Genomic DNA, 18,777 nt, shown 5'->3' on the forward strand with positions numbered 1-18,777 from the left:
GTCACCGCAGGCTCATCGGGGGCTCATCGGGGCACGCGCCTCAGGTCGAGCGTGTGGGGGTACTCCGCGGAGGCGGCCCGCCGGGCCAGCTCCTGGAGCGCTCCGACGTCGATCCGACCGGCGGTGTGCCCGCGCGGCTCGAAGCGGCTGGCCCGCCGCGCCTCGGCCGCGTTGGCGTTGACCGGCGGGTGGTCATAGGAGCGGCCACCGGGGTGGACCACGTGGTAGGTCGCGCCCCCCAGGCTCGTCGCCGAGGCGATGTCGACGACCTCGACGTGCAGCGGCGCCTGGACCGGGATCGAGGGGTGCAGGGCCGACCACGGCTGCCAGGCGCGGAAGCGCACGCCGGCGTAGAAGTCGCCCGCGGCGGTCTCGGTCAGAGGCACGGGGACACCCTGGCACGTGACGAGGTGACGGTGGGGGTCGATCCCGCGGGCCGACACCTGGATCCGCTCGACCGAGGAGTCGACGTAACGGGCGGTGCCGCCGGCGGTCGCCTCCTCCCCCAGCACGTGCCACGGCTCGATGGCCTGGCGCAGCTCGAGCTCGACCGGGCCCGAGCCGGTCGGGACCAGGGTCTGGCCGATGCGCGGGAAGCGGAACTCGGTGAACGGGTCGAGCCACGACTCCTCGAAGTCGATGCCGTGCGCGCGCAGGTCGGCCGCGACCTCGGCGATGTCGGCGATGGCGCCCTGGGGCAGCAGGAAGTCCTCGTGGAGTCGGGTGCCCCAGCGCACCAGCGGCGCGGTGAGCGGCTTCTCCCAGAACATCGCGACCAGCGAGCGCACCAGCAGCGACTGGAGCAGCGCCATCTGCTCGTGGGGCGGCATCTCGAAGCCGCGCAGCTCGAGCAGCCCGAGCCGCCCGCGCGATGAGTCGGGGCTGTACATCTTGTCGACGCAGAACTCCGCGCGGTGCGTGTTGCCGGTCAGGTCGGTCAGCAGGTGCCGCAGCGCGCGGTCGACCAGCCACGGCCGCACCTCGCCCGGCTCGCCGTCCTCGTGCGGTCCCGACTGCTCGGCCACCAGGTGGGCGATCTCCGCGAAGGCGATCTCCATCTCGTACGTCGCCTCGGGCCGGCCCTCGTCGAAGCGCGGCGCCTGGCTCGTGGGACCGATGAAGCGCCCGGAGAAGAGGTAGGACAGCGACGGGTGCCGCTGCCAGTAGGTGATCAGGCTGACCAGCAGGTCGGGCCGGCGCAGCAGCGGCGAGTCGACGGGCTGGTGCCCGCCCAGCGTCAGGTGGTTGCCGCCGCCGGTGCCGGTGTGGAGGCCGTCGAGGTCGAACTTCTCCGTCGTCAGCCGCGCCTGGCGTGCCTCGGCGTAGAGGGTCTCGAGCAGCGCGCGCTGCTCGGCCCAGCTCTTCGTGGGCTGCACGTTGACCTCGATGACGCCGGGGTCGGGCGTGACGACCAGCTGGGTCAGGCGCGGGTCGGGCGGCGGGCCGTAGCCCTCCAGCACGATCGGGCAGCCGACCTTGCGGGTCGCGACCTCGACCAGGCGCAGCAGGTCGGCGTAGTCCTCGAGGCGCTCGGTCGGCGGCAGGAAGACGTGCACGACGCCGTCGCGCGCCTCGAAGGCCAGCGCCGTCGTCGGCACCTCCTCGGGGTCGACGATCGTGACGACGGGGACCTTGGGCTCCAGTGGCGGTCCCGCCTCGAGGTAGGACGGCTCGCCGGTGAAGCCGGGCTCCTTCCAGGCGATCGCGTCCAGCGGCAGCCGCAGGCCCACCGCACTGGTGCCGGGGCTCAGCACGAGGCGGCCACGCCGGAAGCGCCAGGCGGGGCTCGTCCACTCCTCGCCCGTGACGATCGGCAGCACCCACCCGGTGGGCACGGTGACGTCGGCGTCGAGCCGCGCGACCAGCTCGGTGGTCAGCTGGTCGGGCTGCTCCGGCTTGTCGCCGTGCGGCTGGCCGACGTGGTCGGCCAGCGCGGCGAACGGGTCCTCGAAGGCGGCGAGGAGCTGCTCGTCGGGCAGGCCGAGCACCTTTGTCACCCGGCGCGCGAGCGCCTCGGCAGCCTCTCGTTGGTCGAGCGTCCCCTCCCGTTGGTCGAGCGTCCCCTCCCGTTGGTCGAGCTTGTCGAGACCCTCGTCCCACGGGTCGGCGAACAGGCTCGGGTCCTGCCACAGCGGGACCCCGTCGGTGCGCCACTGGAGCGCGATGTTCCAGCGCGGGAGGGGCTCACCGGGATACCACTTGCCCTGGCCCCGGTGGACGACCCCGCCCTCGGCGTAGATCGTGCGCAGCCGCTCGGCCAGCGTCGTGGCGAGCGCGCGCTTCTCGGGCCCGTCGGCCTCGCTGCTCCACTGCGGGGTGGTCGCGTCGTCGAGCGAGACGAAGGTGGGCTCGCCGCCCATCGTGAGCCGCACGTCGCCGGCGCGCAGGCGCTCGTCGACGGCCTCGCCGAGCGCGTCGATGCGCGCCCACTGCTCGTCGGTGTAGGGCTTGGTGACACGCGGGTCCTCGTGGATCCGGCGCACCTCGTTGTGGAAGGAGAAGGTCACCTCGACCGGGTCGGTGGCGCCCTCGATGGGCGCCGCGCTGCTCGGGTGCGGCGTCGCGGACAGCGGGATGTGGCCCTCACCGGCGAAGAGGCTGGAGGTCGGGTCCATGCCGACCCAGCCGGCTCCGGGCAGGAAGACCTCGGCCCAGGCGTGCAGGTCGGTGAAGTCCTGGGTCGGGCCGCTCGGACCGTCGAGCGCCTCCTGGTCTGCGGTGAGCTGCACGAGGTAGCCCGAGACGAAGCGCGCCGCGAGACCGTGCTGCCGCAGGAGGCTGACCAGCAGCCAGGCGCTGTCACGGCACGAGCCGATCCGTCGGCTCAGCGTCTCGTCGGGGCTCTGCACCCCGGCCTCCATGCGCACCGAGTAGGCCACGTCGCGGTGGACCGCGGCGTTGAGGTCGGCCAGGAAGTCGACCGTCGGGCGTCCGTCGGCCGGCATCGGCGGGAGTCCTTCTCGCCACAGCGCGACGTCGTCGCTGTCCTCGACCGGACGCAGGTAGGGGGTCAGGTCGGCCGCCAGGGTCGCGTCGTAGGCGAACGGGAAGCGCTCGGCGTAGTCCTCGATGAAGAAATCGAAGGGGTTGATCACCATCAGGTCGGCGACCAGGCCGACGGTGATGTCGAGGGTCGACACCTTCTCGGGGAAGACCACGCGGGCCAGCCAGTTGCCGAAGGGGTCCTGCTGCCAGTTGAGGAAGTGGTGGGCCGGCTTGATGTCGAGCGAGTAGGCCTCGATCGGCGTGCGCGTGTGCGGCGCCGGCCTGAGCCGGACCACGTGGGGCGCGACGTTCACCGGCTCGGCGAAGTCGTAGGTGGTGCGGTGCTCGAGCGCGACCTTGATCGACATGTCCCTACCCTGCCCTCCTCGTGTTGCCGGGCGGTAACCCGAGGTCTCAGGAGCCGGCGTGGGCCCGCGCGACCTCGAGCAGCCGGTCGTTGCCCTCGGGCTCCCCGATCGAGACGCGACAGCCCTCCCCGGCAAAGGGTCGTACGACGATCCCCGCGGCGTCGCAGGCGGCCGCGAAGTCGGCGGTGCGTTCGCCGAGGGCGAGCCAGACGAAGTTGCCCTGGGGCTCGGGGACGGACCAGCCGGCCACGGCCAGGCCGGCGACGACCCGCGCCCGCTCCACGGTCAGCGCCTCCACCCGCTCGAGCAGCGCGTCCTCGGCGGCGAGCGAGGCGATGGCGGCGGCCTGGGCGACGTGGGAGACCCCGAAAGGCAGCGAGACCGCCCGCAGGGCAGCGGCCACCGGCGCGGACGCGACGGCGTAGCCGACCCGGAAGCCGGCCAGGCCGTAGGCCTTGGAGAAGGTGCGGAAGAGCACGACGTTGGGGTGGGCGCGGTAGGTCGCGATCCCGTCGACGGCGTCGTCCATGCGCACGAACTCGAGGTAGGCCTCGTCGACGACGACCACCACGTGCGCGGGCACCCGCGCCAGGAAGGCGGTGAGCTCGGACTGCGTGACCGAGGGGCCGGTCGGGTTGTTGGGCGTGCAGACCATGACGACCTTGGTGCGGTCGGTGACGGCAGCGGCCATCGCGTCGAGGTCGTGGCGGCCGTCCGCCGTGAGCGGCACCTGCACCGAGGTGGCGCCCGCGGTCGTCACGGCGATCGGGTAGGCCTCGAAGGAGCGCCACGCGTAGACGACCTCGTCGCCGGGGTCGCAGAACGCCGCGAGCAGCTGGTAGACGAGCGCCACCGAGCCCGTCGCGGCCGCCAGGTCGGAGACCGGGACGTCCAGGCGGGCGGCGAGGGCGTCGTAGAGCGCGGTGCTGCCCATGTCGGGATAGCGGTTCATCACCGCGGCCGCCTCCGTCGCCGCGGTGACGACGCCGGGCAGCGGCGGGTAGGGGTTCTCGTTGGAGGAGAGCTTGTAGGTCGTCACGCCGGGCCGCGGGGTGGGCGGCTTGCCGGGGACGTAGGTGGGGATCGCGGACACGTGCGCGCGCGGCTGTGGCATCGGCTGGGGGTGGGCCATGCCCGTCAGGCTAGCGACGCAGTCGCCAGGGGCGTACGACGACCGCGAGCACCAGCCCCACCAGCACGCCGATCACCGCCCCGGTCACGTTGTCGATGATGTCGGTGACGTCGCAGGCCCGATCGATGCGGGCGAGCTCGAGCTGGGTGAGCTCGATGCCGGCGGAGTAGCCCGCGAGCAGCACCAGCCCGAGCGGGACCAGGACCCAGCCGATCCGCCACCGCGCCGCCGTCAGGACGAGCAGCACCCCCGGCGGGACGAACACGACGGTGTTGAGCAGCCGCTGTCCCCCCGAGAAGATCCAGAAGCCGTCGGGAGCGGGACCGCCGATGTCGAAGGAGCACGTGTCGAGCCGCCCCTCGGCCGGCACGATCCCGGGCGCCCCGCTGGCGGGGATCAGGGTGATGATCGCGATGACCACCAGCGACCACAGCAGCGCGGCGAGCGTCCAGGCCGTGAAGCCCAGCCGGCGCCGCAGGACCAGGGCGAGCACGACGCACACGGCTGCGGACAGAGCCGTCCCGAGGAGCATGACCTCGATGCCGCCGACCGGGAACACCGGACCGACGCTACCGATCGGGACCGTGGCCCCGCACGGAGAGTCCCTGCACGAGGTGGCCGAGCATCGGCCAGAGCAGCTGCTGCTCGGGGTCGTCGACCACGGCGTTGAAGCCGGAGAGCTCGAGCATCACGTAGCCGTGGAGCGCGCTCCACAGCTGTCCGGCCACGGCGGCCGGGTCGTCCTCGCGCAGCGCACCCGCCGCCATCGCGCGACGGGTCACGTCGACGAGCTGTCCGAACGCCGCCAGCCCGACGTCGAGCTCGTCGTCGCGCAGCCGGTAGCCGCCCAGCGAGGCCGAGCCGAACATCACCGCGTAGACGTGCGGGTGCTCCAGCGCGTTGGCGCGATAGGCACCGGCCACGCGCAGCAGGTCGTCGACCACGTCGTCGCTCGGCGTCACGGCGGCCACCCGGTCGAAGAGCCGGGCGAAGCCGTCGGCCACGATCTCGCGCACCAGCGCGGGCATCCCGCCGAAGTGGGTGTAGACCGCCATCGTCGAGGTCCCGGCCTCGCGCGCCAGCCGCCGGGTGGACAGGGCGGAGGGCCCCTCCTCCCCGAGCAGCCGAGCGGCCGCCTCGAGCAGGGCACGTCGTACGTCGGTCTCCTCCGGCACCTTGCCAGCCTCTCATAACGGCGTTATCGTCGCTGATAACACTGTTATTGGGAGACGCCGTGAACCGCTACCTGCAGGACAACTTCGCGCCGGTCACCGACGAGGTGACCGCCTTCGACCTCCCGGTCACCGGCACGATCCCCGACCACCTCGACGGTCGCTACCTGCGGATCGGCCCCAACCCGCGTCTCGACGGTCCGGGGGCCGTCGACCCCGAGGGCTACCACTGGTTCATCGGCGCGGGCATGGCTCACGGGCTGCGCATCGCCGACGGTGCCGCGCGGTGGTACCGCAACCGCTGGGTCCGCCCCGAGGGCGACGACTTCGCCCCCAACACCAACCTCCTCCAGCACGGCGGACGCACGATGGCACTCGTGGAGGCCGGGGCGCCGCCGTACGAGCTGACCGACGAGCTCGACACCGTCGGGCGCTGCGGCTTCGCCGGCGACCTGGCCGCGGGCTACACCGCCCACCCGCACGAGGACCCGACGACCGGCGAGCTGCACGCGGTCTCCTACAGCTGGACGCGCGGCAACCGCGTGGACTACTCCGTGCTCGACACCGCCGGGCGACTGCGTCGCCAGGTGGAGGTCGAGGTCCAGGGCGGCCCGATGATGCACGACTTCGCGCTGACCGAGCACTACGTCGTGATCTACGACCTGCCGGTCACCTTCGACATCGACATGGTCGCGGGGAAGATGCCGCGCCCGCTGCGGCTGCCGGCACGCCTCGCCCTCAACCGCGTCATCGGCCGCAACCCGCTGCCGGACGCGCTGGTCGGCGCGATGGCCCGCGGTGGCGGCGCCCCGAGCCAGCTGCCCTACTCGTGGGACGACGACTACCCCGCCCGCATCGGGTTGCTGCCGCGCGAGGGCACCGGCGCCGACGTGCGCTGGTTCGAGATCGACCCCTGCTACGTCTTCCACACCCTCAACGCCTACGAGGACGGCGACGAGGTCGTCATCGACGCGGTGCGCCACGAGCGGATGTTCGCCACGGAGTTCACCGGGCCCTACGAGGGCGTCTCGTCGCTCGTGCGCTTCACCGTCGACACCGTCGCCGGCAAGGTCCGCGAGCACCGCTACGACGAGCACGCCCAGGAGTTTCCGCGCTACGACGAGCGGCTCACCGGCCAGCGACACCGCTTCGGCTGGTCGGTCGGCCTCGACGGGCCGGCGCCCGGCGACAGCGTGCTCAAGCACGACGTGGTCGGCGGCACGACGCTGGCGCGACGCCTCGGGGCCGGCAAGGAGGTCGGCGAGTTCTGCTTCGTCCCCCACGCCGACGACGCGGCCGAGGACAGCGGCGTCGTCATGGGCTACGTCCACGACCGTGCGACCGGTCTCAGCGACCTGGTGCTGCTCGACGCCGAGACGCTCGAGGACGTCGCCGCGGTGCATCTGCCCGTGCGCGTGCCCGCCGGCTTCCACGGCAACTGGGCGCCGACCACCTCCTGAGGCACCCACCGCTCCGGAGACACCTCCCCGACGCTAGTGAGAAGGGGCCACGTGGACCCCTCTCACAAGCGTCCAGCGGGACCCCCGACCGAGTCGTTACAGCGACGGGCAGGTCGCGCCCGATCGTGATGTCGACGGGGCTGGTCAGGCAGCGGATCGACCCGCCGCCCTTGTGGAAGTCGCCGGCTTCCACGGCAACTGGGCGCCGACCGAGTCGTCACAGCGGCGGGAGCACCACCTCCCCACGCTCGAGCGCCGGCAGGTCGCGCCCGATCGTGACATCGACGGGGTTGGTCAGGCAGCGGATCGACCCACCGCCCTTGTGGAACTCGCCGACGTCCACGACCACGACGTCGAAGCCCCAGCCCTCGAGCCGGGCGCGCACGCGGTCGGGGCAGGCCGGCATCACGACCGTGCGACCGACGACGACCGAGTTGGCGGCGAAGGTCGTCAGCGCCTCCTCCTCGGTCAGCACCAGCGGCTCGGGCACGAGGTCCATGAGCGCCCGCGCCGAGGCTGCGTCGAGGGCCGCGGGGCACACGATCGCGCGGCGCTCGTCGAGGGGGCAGAAGGCCAGGTCGAGGTGATACATCCCCGGGTGCGTGATCCGCAGGCCGCGGACCCGGACGCCCAGGTCTCCGGCGAGGTGCTTGAGCGCCAGCTCCTCGGTGCGCGGACCGTAGCCGACGACCAGCGCGTCACCGAAGGCGAAGGCGTCGCCCGCCTCGAGGTGCGCGCCGACGCCGTCGCTGCCGACGTACGACGTCGTGAAGCCGTGCCCCGCGAACCAGTCGGCCGCGGAGCCGGTCTCCATCCGGCGCTGGGCGTAGCGCATGTGGCTCATCACCACGTGCCGCCGATCCCGACCTCCGGGACCGGGGCGGACGAGCCCGAGACCGAGGTTCATCGCGTAGACCATGTCGGGGGCGTCCTCGCGCTGCGGCAGGACGTCGACGCGGGCGCCGAGGTCGCGCAACGTGGCGACCATCGTCTGCCACTGCTCCATCGCGAGCGCGGGGTCGGGCTGGACCGCGGGATCCATGAACGGGTTGATCGCGTAGTCCACGCGGAAGTGGGTCGGCTCGACGGCGACGTAGTGACGACCCCAGGCCAGCTGCTCGACCATGGCGCTCCCTCTCGATTGTCAGACAACCTGACAAAGCCAGTGTGGGGCAGGCCCGGCGACCTGGCAAGCAGATGCGCCACAATGGGCACATGCCCGAGGCCTTCGCGACCCTGCACCTGGAGCACTCCTCCACGGTCGACCGCGCGGCCGAGGAGCTGCGCCGCGCGATCTTCGACGGCGAGCTCGAGTCGGGCACCCCGTTGCGCGAGGTCGCGCTGGCCTCCTCGCTGGGCGTCTCCCGCCCCACCGTGCGCGAGGCGCTCACCGTCCTGGTCGCCGAGGGCCTGGCCACCCGCGAGCCGCACCGCGGCGTGAGCGTGTCCGCGCCCGAGGCGAGCTCGGTGCGCGACGTCTGCGCGGCGCGGTGGGTGCTCGAGGGCGCCGGAGTGCGTCGGTGGCGCGAGGCCGACGAGACCCACCGGCAGGCCGTCCGCACCACGTTGACGGCCTACACCTCGGCGGTGCGCGAGGGCGGCTCCTACCAGGAGCTCAACGAGCGCCACCTGGCCTTCCACGTGTCCCTCGTGGGCCTGACCGGCAGCCCGCGGCTGGTGGCGATGGCCGACGAGCTGGTCGTGGAGCTCAAGCTGGCGCTGGCGCAGGTCGAGCGCCTGCGTCGCAACGCCCACGACGAGGCCGACACCCACGCCGCCCTCGTCCAGCTGCTCGAGGACGACGACATCGACGGCGCCTCCGCCTTCCTCGAGAAGCACCTCGAGGACGCGGCCGCGGAGATCATCGAGGCGCTCGGCCTGTCCTGACTGCCACACTGGCCCCGTGCGCTTCCTGACCTGGCTCCTGACCACCGCGATCGCCCTTGCGACCGCCGCCTGGCTGATCGACGGCATCCGCTTCAGCGGACCCTCCAGCGGCAGCGCCGAGCTGCAGGAGAAGCTGCTCCCGCTGATCCTGGTGTCGCTGATCCTCGGCGTCGTCACGTCGTTCGTGAAGCCGGTGCTGACGATCCTCAGCTTCCCCTTCGTGATCCTCACGCTGGGGCTCTTCCTGCTGGTCATCAATGCCTCGATGCTGCTGCTCACCGGCTGGCTGGCCGACAAGCTCGACATCGGCTTCGACGTCACCGGCTTCTGGCCGGCGCTCGGCGGCGCGGTCGTCATCACCATCACCACCTGGATCGTCGACTCGGTCATCGGGCCCGACGAGCGGCGCCGATGACGGGTCTGCCCCCGGCTCGCGCGCCGGGCCGCTATGCCGTCGCGCTGGTCTGCCTGGGCAACATCTGTCGCTCGCCGATGGCCGACGTCGTGCTCTCCGACCGGGTCGCCGCGGCGGGCCTCGCCGACCGGGTCACCGTCGAGAGCTGCGGCACCGGCGACTGGCACCTCGGCGGCCGGATGGACCACCGCGCCGCCGCGACCCTCACCACGGCGGGCTACGACGCCTCGCGCCACCGCGCCCAGCAGCTCGACGGCTCCTGGGCCGAGCGCTTCGACGTGCTGCTCGCCATGGACGAGAGCAACCTCGCCGGCATCCGCTCGGTCACCGCTGGCGTCGAGGGGGCCGGCGAGCGGGCGATGCTCTTCCGCGCCTTCGACCCGGTCGACCCCGGGGGCGAGGTGCCCGATCCGTACTACGGTGGGGACAGCGGCTTCGAGGAGGTCCTGACCATGGTCGAGCGCACCACCGACGCGATCGTGGCCGCCCTGGTCGTCGAGCTGGCCCTCGAGCTGGGCTCCACCGACGCCCGCGGGAGCGACCGGGCATGACCCGCCAGCCGTGGGTGGCCCGTCGGGCCGAGGAGCTCCTCGGTTCGTCGGTCGTGGCCACGGCACCGGTCGCCGGGGGTGACGTCTCGACCGCCACCAAGCTGCGGCTCTCCGACGGCACCACGGCGATCGTCAAGACGCTGCCGCACTCCCCCGAGCGCTTCTTCGAGACCGAGGCCGCCGGGCTCGCGTGGCTCGCCGAGACCACCGAGGCGGGCGGCGTGCGTGTCCCCGAGGTGCTCGCCGTCGACCCGGAGTGCCTGATCCTGCGGTGGGTCGAGTCCGGCAAGAACGGTGTCGAGACGGCCGCCGCCTTCGGCCGGGCCCTCGCGGTGACGCACGCGGCCGGGGCCCCGTCGTACGGCGCCGCGGCCGACGGCTTCATCGGCCGCCTCCCGCTGCCCAACCGCACCGCGGCGACGTGGGCGGAGTTCTATGCCGTGCGCCGCGTGCTGCCCTACCTCAAGCTGGCCCGCGACCGCGGCGCGATCACCGACGGCCAGGCGGCCGTGGTCGAGGCGCTGGTGGGCCGGCTCACCGACCTGCTGCCCGCGGAGCCGCCGGCACGGCTGCACGGCGACCTGTGGAACGGCAACGTGCTGTGGGGACACGACGGGCACGTGTGGGTCATCGACCCGGCGCCGTACGCCGGTCACCGCGAGGTCGACCTGGCGATGCTCTCGCTCTTCGGGCTGCCGCACCTGCCGCGCGTGCTCGAGGCCTACGACGAGGCGAGCCCGCTCGCCGACGGCTGGGAGGACCGCGTCGGTCTGCACCAGGTCTTCCCGCTGCTGGTGCACGCCTGCCTCTTCGGTGGTGGCTACGGCGCCCGAGCCGCCGAGACCGCCGCGCGCTACGTCTGAGGCGTCCTGTCCGGGCCGCCAGCTCTCAGGACGCGCTCAGGCGTTCCTGGCACAGTGGGCTCGTGTCCACCAGTGCCGTGAAGCCCCGCGTCCTCGTCGTCGACGACGACAAGGCGGTGCGTGAGTCGCTGCGCCGCTCGCTCGAGTTCAACGGCTACGACGTGCACCTCGCCGCTGACGGCGCGGAGGCCCTCGCCGGCATCGGCACGCTCAATCCCGACGTGGTCGTGATGGACGTGATGATGCCCCGCCTCGACGGCATCGAGACGACCCGCGCGCTGCGCACCGCCGGCAACGACGTCCCGATCCTGGTGCTCACCGCCCGCGACGCGGTCGGCGACCGGGTCGAGGGGCTCGACGCCGGCGCCGACGACTACCTCACCAAGCCCTTCGCTCTCCAGGAGCTCCTCGCCCGGCTGCGCGCGCTGCTGCGTCGTGTCGTGCCCGCCGAGGACGCCCCCGAGGAGACCCTGACCTTCTCCGACCTGTCGATGAACGTCGCGACCCGCGAGATCGTCCGCGGCGAGCGGCGCATCGAGCTGACACGCACGGAGTTCACCCTGCTCGAGATGTTCCTCCGGCGACCGCGGCGGGTGCTCGAGCGTTCCTTCATCCTCGAGGAGGTCTGGGGCTACGACTTCCCGACGACCGCCAACTCGCTGGAGGTCTACGTCGGCTACCTGCGCCGCAAGACCGAGGCCGAGGGCGAGACGCGGCTGATCCACACCGTCCGGGGTGTCGGCTACGTCCTGAAGGAGTCATGAGCACTCCCTCGCCGGTCGAGCCGTCCCGGCGGTGGCGCTACCGCCGCTCGCTGGCCAGCCGGGTCACCCTGCTCACGACCATGGCGGTGGGACTGACCGTGGCGTTCCTCGCGGCCGGCGCCTACGTGACGGTGCGCATGCAGCTCCAGTCGACGCTCGACGACACGCTCTACGAGCGGGCCTACCAGACCACCGAGGCCCCGACGATCCTCAACCAGCGCACGGGTGACCAGGTGCCGGCCTGGGCACTGGTGGCGACCGACCTGCGCATCGCGCTGGTCTACCAGGACGGCACCGTCTACCGACCCGAGCAGCTCGACGACCCGCCCACGCTGGGCAACCCCGAGCTCGACGTCGCGCAGGGCGACACCGAGTCGAGCATCCGCACCGTGCTGGGCGGCCCGGTCGCCTACCGCGTGGTGACGGTGCCCTACGGCGACGGCCAGGCGCTGGTGATCGCCCAGTCGCTCGAGTCCCAGCAGCGGGTGCTGACCAAGCTCGGCATCGTGATGCTGATCTTCGGCCTGCTCGGCGTCGCGGCCGCCGGCGCGGCCGGCTTCGGCGTGGCGCGCAACGGCCTGCGCCCCGTGCGGCGGCTGACCAGCTCGGTCGAGCACATCGCCCGCACCGAGGACCTCACCCCGCTGCCGGTCGAGGGCGACGACGAGATCGCCCGCCTCGCCACCGCGTTCAACGCGATGCTCACCGCCCTCTCGGCCTCACGCGACCGGCAGCGACAGCTGGTCGCCGACGCCGGCCACGAGCTGCGGACGCCACTGACCTCGCTGCGCACCAACGTCGACCTGCTCACACAGGCCTCGGCACCGGGTGGCCCCGACCTGCCCCCCGAGGCACGGGCCGAGCTGCTCGAGGACATCCGCGCCCAGATCGAGGAGCTGACCACCCTGATCGGCGACCTCATGGAGCTCTCCCGCGACGAGCCGCTGGCGCCCGTCGTCGAGCCGGTGGACCTGACCGAGATCGTCGACCACGCGGTCACCCGCGTGCGGCTGCGCGCCCCCTCCGCCACCTTCGACGTCGACGCCGGGGCCTGGTGGGTCGAGGGCGACGCCAACGCGCTGGAGCGTGCCGTGACCAACCTCCTGGATAACGCCGCCAAGTGGAGCCCGCCGGACGGCACGGTCACGGTGCGCCTCAGCGCCGGACTGCTCACCGTCGACGACGAGGGCCCCGGCATCGCCGAGGCCGACCGCCCCCACGTCTTCGACCGCTTCTGGCGCTCCGACGAGTCACGCACCATGCCCGGCTCGGGCCTCGGGCTCTCCATCGTCCGCCAGGTCGCCGACCGGCACTCCGGCACGGTGTCGGCCGCTGCGTCACCGGCCGGTGGCGCCCGACTCTCGCTGTGGCTGCCCGGCAGTCCCGTCGTCGTGCCCCGCGCCACCCCGGCCGGCCCCGCCGGCGCCCCCGCCACCCGAGAGGTCGTCCATGGCTGAGCGCCACCTGCCCCTGCGCCGCCTCGGCTCGCTGCTCGTCGGCCTCGGTCTCGCCACGACCCTGGCGGCCTGCGGCGGCGAGGCACCGGCGACCGACCCCGCGGCCGCCGTACCCACCACCCCGCTGTGGAACCCCTGCGACGGCCTCACCGCCGAGGGCGTCGGCGAGGTGCTCGGCGCCGACGTCACCATGGACGCCGGTCGGCCCGCGGCACCGCGGTGCGCCTTCGCGCCGGCCGAGGAGGGCGGGGCGGCGATCGACGCCAACTACGTGCTCTTCCCGGCCGGGCTCGACGAGGCCTGGGACACCATGGGTCAGCTCGACGGCGCGGTCACCAACCCGACGATCCCCCTGGCCGACGACGCGCGGATGGTCGTCAACGTCGACGGCGGCTCCCTGCTCATCACCGGCTTCGTGCAGAACGACGACCTGATCCAGGTCGTCAACCTCGTCGACCCGGCGCCCTACGACCGGGCGGTCGACCTGCGCGCCGTGCGCCAGGTCATGACCGACCTGTCGGCGCACGCCGAGGACTCCGCGTTCAGCGGCTGACCTCCTGCCGAGTCGGCGCGATGGTGCACGTCGTACGCCGAGTCGGCGCGATGGGGAATTCCTACTCATCGACCCGGGCTGCGTCTGCCTCCTAGGTTGCGGGCCATGCGCCCTCTCCCTCTCCGCACCACGGCAGCAGCCGCCCTCGCCGCACTGCCGATCAGCCTGCTCGCCACACTTCCGAGCACGGCGGTCATCGCCAGCGACACCGTCCAGTTCACCGACTGCGAGGTGCTGAAGGAGAGCGTGCGCCTCCCCGGCGAGAGCACGTGGACCCCCACCGTCACGTTGGACCACCCCTCGCCGGTGCCGGCGGCGAGCGCCCAGACCATCGAGGTCGTGCTCTCCGACCTGCCCGGGGGGACCTTCCCCGAGGACTACCCGCAGGAGGTGGACCTGCGGGTGCTCCTCGAGTTCGAGGACGGGCAGGGTTCCGTGCTCACCTACGAAGCCACGCGCCCTCTCGCCTCGTTCGACGCCTCCCAGCCCCTGATGGTCGGCGAGTTCGAGACCGACCTGACCTACTCCGCCTCGGGTGTCTACGACTTCAAGCCCAAGAGCGTCAACCTCGAGCTCTTCGGCGTGCAGGACCCCGACACCTTCGACTTCATCGAGTTCGACTACGTCTGCGACCAGGTCGTCGACGACGACCCGATCAGCCAGATCCGGGTCTACGACCCCGCCGCCGCCGCGTCGATCAGCCTCAACCGCCTCACCGCCCGCCAGGGCGACACCGTGGCCGTCTCCGGCAAGGACTTCCCCCGCGAGTCGGTCGAGGACCCCGACAAGGACGTCTCCGTGTTCGTCGGCACCCTCCTCGCCGGCTCCTTCGACGTCGACGACATCGGCTCCTTCGCCGGCGTCGTGCGCATCCCGGAGTTCGCCAAGCCCGGTGCCGCCGTGACCCTGCGCGCCTCCGACCCCGCCGAGTCCGCCACGTCCACGCTCGGGATCAGCGTCAAGGCCGGCAGCGTCAAGGTCAGCAGGACCGTGGTGAAGCCCGGCAGCAAGCTCACGGTCACCGGCGCGAAGTTCAAGCCCGGGGAGACCGTGCGGATCGTGCTCACCAAGGCGGGCCCCGGCAAGGGCACCAAGCGCTACGCCGTCGGCGCCAAGGTCGGCGCCACCGGCAGCTTCGCCAAGACCGTGACGCTCAAGAAGGCCGCCAAGGGATCCTGGCGGGTCACCGTGACCGGTCCCGGCAGCTTCCGCAAGGCCGGCACCGGCTTCCGGGTGCGCTGAGCACGGCTTGCCGAGTCGGCGCGATGTTGCTGCAACATTGCGCCGACTCGGCGCTCAGTCGAAGACCGCGAGGAGCCGCTCGGCCTTGACCCGTGACTCCTCGTGCTCCAGCCCAACCTCGGACTGCACGGTGATGCCGCCGCCGGTGCCGAGCTCGTAGCGACCGTCGCCCGCGGTCGTGAGCGAGCGGATGACCACACCGAGGTCGGCGCGGCCGTCGGCGCAGACCCAGCCGAAGGCTCCGGAGTAGACGCCCCGCGGGGTGTCCTCGACGGCCTCGATGACCTGCATCGTGCGGAGCTTGGGCGCGCCGGTCATCGACCCGGCGGGGAAGAGCGCGCGCAGCGCGTCGATGGTGCCCACCTCGTCGGCCAGCCGCCCGCGCACGGTCGAGACCAGCTGGTGCACGGTCTCGTAGGACTCCACCGCCATCAGCTCCGGCACCTCCACGCTGCCGGGCTGGCACACCATCGCGAGGTCGTTGCGCAGCAGGTCGACGATCATCAGGTTCTCCGACGTGAAACGCGGGTCGGTCGCGAGCGAGTGCCGCTCGCGCTCGTCGTCCTCCGGCGTCGAGCCACGCGCCGTGGTGCCCTTGATCGGCTTGGTCTCGAGCGTGCGGTCCGCCGTCACCAGGGCGTAGCGCTCCGGCGACGAGCTCAGCAGCCAGGCCCGCGCGTCGGCGACGTCGTGCTGGAGGAATCCGGCGTACGGCGCGGGGTTGAGCTCGCGCAGGCGCAGGTAGGCGGTCACGGGGTCGAGGTCGCTGAGGGTCGCGAGCCGGTAGGTCAGGTTGACCTCGTAGGTGTTGCCGGCGTGGAGCTCCTCCTGGACGCGCGCGAACGCGGCGGCGTAGGGGGCGGGTGGCGGGTCGGGTGGGCCGGTCGTGCCGGTCGTGTGCCGGAGACCGCGCTGCGGCGCTGCCTGCGGCACACGACCCGCGCCGGCCCCCGCACCCACCACCCCGTCAGCCGCGTGCTCGAACAGCCGCACGTGTCGCGCCCGCATCCACACCGCGTCGGGCAGCACCCCCGAGCCGGGGGCGGCGAGCGCAGCGGGCAGGTCGGGCCGGCAGGCGTAGCCGAGGTAGCCGAACCACTGGTCGCGCGGACCGCCCGCGGCCAGCTCGGCGGCCAGGACCGCGAAGACGTCGTCGCCGACCACGGTCGACCGACCACCCTCGTGACGGCTCACCGTCCGCGAGGACGCGTCGTAGGAGATCGACACGTCGTCAGGCTCGAGCCAGCCGATGAGCGAGCGTCGGCCGGACCACTCGCGCGCCCCACCGCCGTCGAGCCAGAAGCAGCGCGGGTGCGCCGCGGCCACCTCGCGGAAGAAGGCGACGGGGTCACCGGCGCCCGTCACGACAGGCCCCTCACGACAGCCCCAGGAAGTTGGCCACGAGCAGGGCACCGTGCTCGGAGAGCACCGACTCGGGGTGGAACTGCACGCCCACGAGCGGCAGCTCGCGGTGCTCGACCCCCATCGTCAGCCCGGTCAGACCGTCCACCGCCGTCACGCGCAGGCACGACGGCAGCTCCACCGCGGCGAGCGAGTGGTAGCGCACCGCCTGGAAACCGTCGGGCACGCCCGTGAACACCCCGGTGCCGTCGTGGTCGACCCGCGCCACGACGCCGTGCCCGGGGGGCACCCGCTCGACGCGCCCGCCGTACGACGTCACGAGGCCCTGCATGCCCAGGCAGACCCCGAGCACGGGGCGGCTGCCCGCGAGCAGGACCGAGCGTCCCACCGCGAAGTCCGCCTCCACGTCGGGCCGACCCGGTCCGGGCGAGAGCACGACGTGGGAGTGCTCGAGCACGCTGTCGGCCGACACCTCGTCGTGCTGCACCACCCGTGGCAGGACCCCGGTCACGCCGGCGACCAGGTGCACCAGGTTGTAGGTGTAGGAGTCGTGGTGGTCGACCACGACGACGTCCGGGGCCGGGGTCGTGACCACTACTCCGGCGCCGGACCGCCGAGCAGCAGGTCGACGACGAGCTCGTGCAGCACGTCGTAGCCGCGCTCGGTGAGGATCGACTCGGCGTGGAACTGGATGCCGCGGTAGTGCGGGCCCGTCAGCACGTTGATGTCGCCGGTCTCCTCGTCGGCGTCGACGGTGACCCCGTCGGGCAGACCGCCGCCGTCAGGAGCGACGCGACCGACGAAGGTGTTGTAGAAGCCGACCCGCTCGGTGCGCCCGTTGACGACCACGGGCGACTGGGTGCCCTGGAAGACGATGTCCTTGTAGGCCAGCGGGAGCCCGAGCACGTGGCACAGCGTCTGGTGGCCCAGGCACACCGCGAGGAACGGCTGCTCGGCGGCGAGCAGCTCGGCGACAGCCGCACGCATCCGGGCGATCTTGGGGTCGTCGCCGTCGCGCGGGTCACCGGGGCCGGGGCCGACGATCACCAGGTCGTGCCCGTCCAGGCAGCCGGCGACGTAGTCCTCGTGCCGCACCACGGTGCTGGTCAGCCCGAGCACACCGAGCACGTGGCGCAGCATGTTCACGAAGTCGTCCTCGCCGTCGAGGATGACGACGCTCCTGCCCGCCAGACGACGGTCCGGCGGGGAGCCGGCCTGGTCGGTCAGCCAGAAGGAGCTGAGCCGGCGGTTGCGCTTGTTGAGCGAGAGCAGCACGTCCTCGTCGTTGACGAGCTCGGCGATCTTGACGTCGGGCACGGGTGCGGGAGGCACCAGGCCGAAGGCGCGCAGGATGCCGGCGGCCTTGGCGTGCGTCTCCGCGACCTCGTACGCCGGGTCGGAGTCACGCACGAGCGTGGCACCGGCGGTCACCTTGAGGCGCCCGTCGAGCGACACGTCGGCGGAGCGGATGACGATGGGGCTGTCGACCACGGGCCCGCCCTCGGGGTCGCGACCGAGGATCGCCAGCGCAGCGCCGTAGTAGCCACGCCCCTCGGTCTCGTAGCGCTTGATCAACCGGCACGCGTTCTCCACGGGGCTGCCCGTCACCGTCGCGGCGTACATCGTGTCGCGCAGGACCTCGCGCACGTCGCGGTCGGTGCGGCCGGCGAGGAGGTACTCGGTGTGCACCAGGTGCGTCATCGGCTTGAGGAACGGCCCGAGCACCTGGCCACCCTCGTGGCAGATGTCGCACATCATCTTCAGCTCCTCGTCGACGACCATGAAGAGCTCGTAGATCTCCTTCTCGTCGTCGAGGAAGTCCAGCAGCTGCGCCTTGGCCGTGCCGGCGGCGTCGCCGGAGCGGGGGATGCGGAAGGTGCCGCTGATCGGGTTCATCCGCACGTCGCCGCCGTGGATCGACACGTGGCGCTCGGGGCTCGCGCCGACGAGGTAGCGGTCGCCGGTGAAGAACAGGTAGGTCCAGTAGGCGCCGCGCTCGCTCTCGAGCAGCCGCTTGAGCACGGTCAGCGCGGTGGCGGCGCTCCAGTCGGCGACCTGGGCGCGGTAGTGCCGCCCGATCACCAGGTTGGCGCCCTCGCCCTGGCCGATCTCGTCCTCGATGATCGCCTTGACCAGCACGGCGTACTGCTCGTCGTCGGTCTCGAAGCCCCCGCGGTCGCTGAAGTCGACCGGCACGTCGTCGATCGCCTCGATGATCTCGGCGACGGAGAACTCCTGCTCGGTCTCGACGTCGACGACCACCAGCGGGGTGCCGTCGTCGTGGGCCTCGAAGCCGCGCTCCGCGACCTGGCGGAAGGGCACGGCGACCAGCCGGTCGGCGATGTGGCCCTCCTGCGGGGGGCCCTCCTCGAGCGGGACGTCGAGCAGCGACTCGACCACGCTGCGTCGACCGCCCACCAGGCCGACCGTGTCGCGGTCGCCGGCGCGCGTCGAGCGGCGGATGATCGCCCACGCCTCGTGCCCCTGGAGCGCAGCGATGGCGTCCCGGGCGGCAGAGGTCGTCTCAGGCATGGCGGCAGCCTAGTTGGACCGCGGCTCCATCCCG

At 72.6% G+C, this 18,777-nt stretch carries 17 protein-coding genes; 9 read left to right on the plus strand and 8 right to left on the minus strand.

Features of this window, described 5'->3' with window-relative positions:
• Positions 1–23: 23 nt before the first annotated feature.
• From AAG827_RS04825 to AAG827_RS04840, 4 genes are read right to left on the minus strand one after another with little or no spacing between them, the layout of a single operon-like run.
• On the minus strand, positions 24–3,353 hold the full coding sequence (locus AAG827_RS04825; RefSeq protein ID WP_341924697.1) for a transglutaminase family protein: 3,330 nt from the start codon (positions 3,351–3,353) through the stop codon (positions 24–26).
• Between the two features lie 46 nt (positions 3,354–3,399).
• Positions 3,400–4,485, minus strand: coding sequence for a histidinol-phosphate transaminase (gene hisC, locus AAG827_RS04830; protein ID WP_341924698.1), 1,086 nt, complete (start codon positions 4,483–4,485; stop codon positions 3,400–3,402).
• Positions 4,486–4,495: 10 nt separating this feature from the next.
• Positions 4,496–5,044, minus strand: a complete 549-nt coding sequence (locus tag AAG827_RS04835) for a VanZ family protein (RefSeq protein ID WP_341924699.1) — start codon at positions 5,042–5,044, stop codon at positions 4,496–4,498.
• A gap of 10 nt (positions 5,045–5,054) precedes the next feature.
• The gene (locus AAG827_RS04840; RefSeq protein WP_341924701.1) at positions 5,055–5,660 is read right to left on the minus strand and encodes a TetR/AcrR family transcriptional regulator; all 606 of its coding nucleotides are present in this window, start codon (positions 5,658–5,660) and stop codon (positions 5,055–5,057) included.
• A 59-nt stretch (positions 5,661–5,719) separates the two neighbouring features.
• Here AAG827_RS04840 and AAG827_RS04845 point away from each other — a divergent pair, with 59 nt between their 5' ends.
• A complete protein-coding gene (locus AAG827_RS04845) occupies positions 5,720–7,117 on the plus strand; it encodes a carotenoid oxygenase family protein (RefSeq protein WP_341924702.1) in 1,398 nt (465 codons plus the stop codon).
• A 217-nt stretch (positions 7,118–7,334) separates the two neighbouring features.
• Here AAG827_RS04845 and AAG827_RS04850 read toward each other — a convergent pair whose 3' ends face one another.
• Entirely contained in the window at positions 7,335–8,243 is a 909-nt protein-coding gene (locus AAG827_RS04850; RefSeq protein WP_341924703.1) for an arginine deiminase-related protein, read from the minus strand.
• An 89-nt stretch (positions 8,244–8,332) separates the two neighbouring features.
• Here AAG827_RS04850 and AAG827_RS04855 point away from each other — a divergent pair, with 89 nt between their 5' ends.
• The 8 genes from AAG827_RS04855 (at position 8,333) to AAG827_RS04890 (ending at position 14,849) form a co-directional block, all read left to right on the plus strand.
• A complete protein-coding gene (locus AAG827_RS04855) occupies positions 8,333–9,004 on the plus strand; it encodes a GntR family transcriptional regulator (RefSeq protein WP_341924704.1) in 672 nt (223 codons plus the stop codon).
• A 16-nt stretch (positions 9,005–9,020) separates the two neighbouring features.
• Positions 9,021–9,419, plus strand: coding sequence for a phage holin family protein (locus tag AAG827_RS04860; protein WP_341924705.1), 399 nt, complete (start codon positions 9,021–9,023; stop codon positions 9,417–9,419).
• Positions 9,416–9,970: a low molecular weight protein-tyrosine-phosphatase gene (locus AAG827_RS04865; protein WP_341924706.1), complete on the plus strand. Its 555-nt coding sequence runs from the start codon at positions 9,416–9,418 to the stop codon at positions 9,968–9,970. The genes AAG827_RS04860 and AAG827_RS04865 overlap by 4 nt, the downstream gene beginning before the upstream one ends.
• Positions 9,967–10,833: a fructosamine kinase family protein gene (locus AAG827_RS04870; RefSeq protein ID WP_341924707.1), complete on the plus strand. Its 867-nt coding sequence runs from the start codon at positions 9,967–9,969 to the stop codon at positions 10,831–10,833. The genes AAG827_RS04865 and AAG827_RS04870 overlap by 4 nt, the downstream gene beginning before the upstream one ends.
• A gap of 62 nt (positions 10,834–10,895) precedes the next feature.
• Positions 10,896–11,597 carry a response regulator transcription factor gene (locus AAG827_RS04875; RefSeq protein WP_341924708.1) on the plus strand — a complete coding sequence of 234 codons (702 nt, stop codon included), beginning with the start codon at positions 10,896–10,898 and terminating at the stop codon, positions 11,595–11,597.
• The gene (locus AAG827_RS04880; protein WP_341924709.1) at positions 11,594–13,054 is read left to right on the plus strand and encodes a HAMP domain-containing sensor histidine kinase; all 1,461 of its coding nucleotides are present in this window, start codon (positions 11,594–11,596) and stop codon (positions 13,052–13,054) included. The genes AAG827_RS04875 and AAG827_RS04880 overlap by 4 nt, the downstream gene beginning before the upstream one ends.
• Positions 13,047–13,607: a hypothetical protein gene (locus AAG827_RS04885; RefSeq protein ID WP_341924710.1), complete on the plus strand. Its 561-nt coding sequence runs from the start codon at positions 13,047–13,049 to the stop codon at positions 13,605–13,607. The genes AAG827_RS04880 and AAG827_RS04885 overlap by 8 nt, the downstream gene beginning before the upstream one ends.
• Before the next feature lie 105 nt (positions 13,608–13,712).
• The gene (locus tag AAG827_RS04890) at positions 13,713–14,849 is read left to right on the plus strand and encodes a hypothetical protein (protein ID WP_341924712.1); all 1,137 of its coding nucleotides are present in this window, start codon (positions 13,713–13,715) and stop codon (positions 14,847–14,849) included.
• A gap of 54 nt (positions 14,850–14,903) precedes the next feature.
• Here AAG827_RS04890 and AAG827_RS04895 read toward each other — a convergent pair whose 3' ends face one another.
• Genes AAG827_RS04895 through AAG827_RS04905 form a run of 3 tightly spaced genes read right to left on the minus strand, consistent with a single transcriptional unit; the run spans position 14,904 to position 18,743 of the window.
• Complete coding sequence (locus tag AAG827_RS04895) at positions 14,904–16,214, minus strand: anthranilate synthase component I family protein (protein ID WP_341924713.1); 1,311 nt, start codon at positions 16,212–16,214, stop codon at positions 14,904–14,906.
• 10 nt (positions 16,215–16,224) lie between these two features.
• Positions 16,225–16,806, minus strand: coding sequence for an aminodeoxychorismate/anthranilate synthase component II (locus AAG827_RS04900; protein WP_341924714.1), 582 nt, complete (start codon positions 16,804–16,806; stop codon positions 16,225–16,227).
• Positions 16,806–18,743, minus strand: a complete 1,938-nt coding sequence (locus AAG827_RS04905; protein ID WP_341924715.1) for an anthranilate synthase family protein — start codon at positions 18,741–18,743, stop codon at positions 16,806–16,808. Before AAG827_RS04905 ends, AAG827_RS04900 begins: the two co-directional genes overlap by 1 nt.
• Positions 18,744–18,777: the final 34 nt, after the last annotated feature.

The sequence above is a fragment of the Nocardioides psychrotolerans genome, from assembly GCF_943371775.1.
GTDB classification, from domain to species: Bacteria; Actinomycetota; Actinomycetes; order Propionibacteriales; family Nocardioidaceae; genus Nocardioides; species Nocardioides psychrotolerans_A.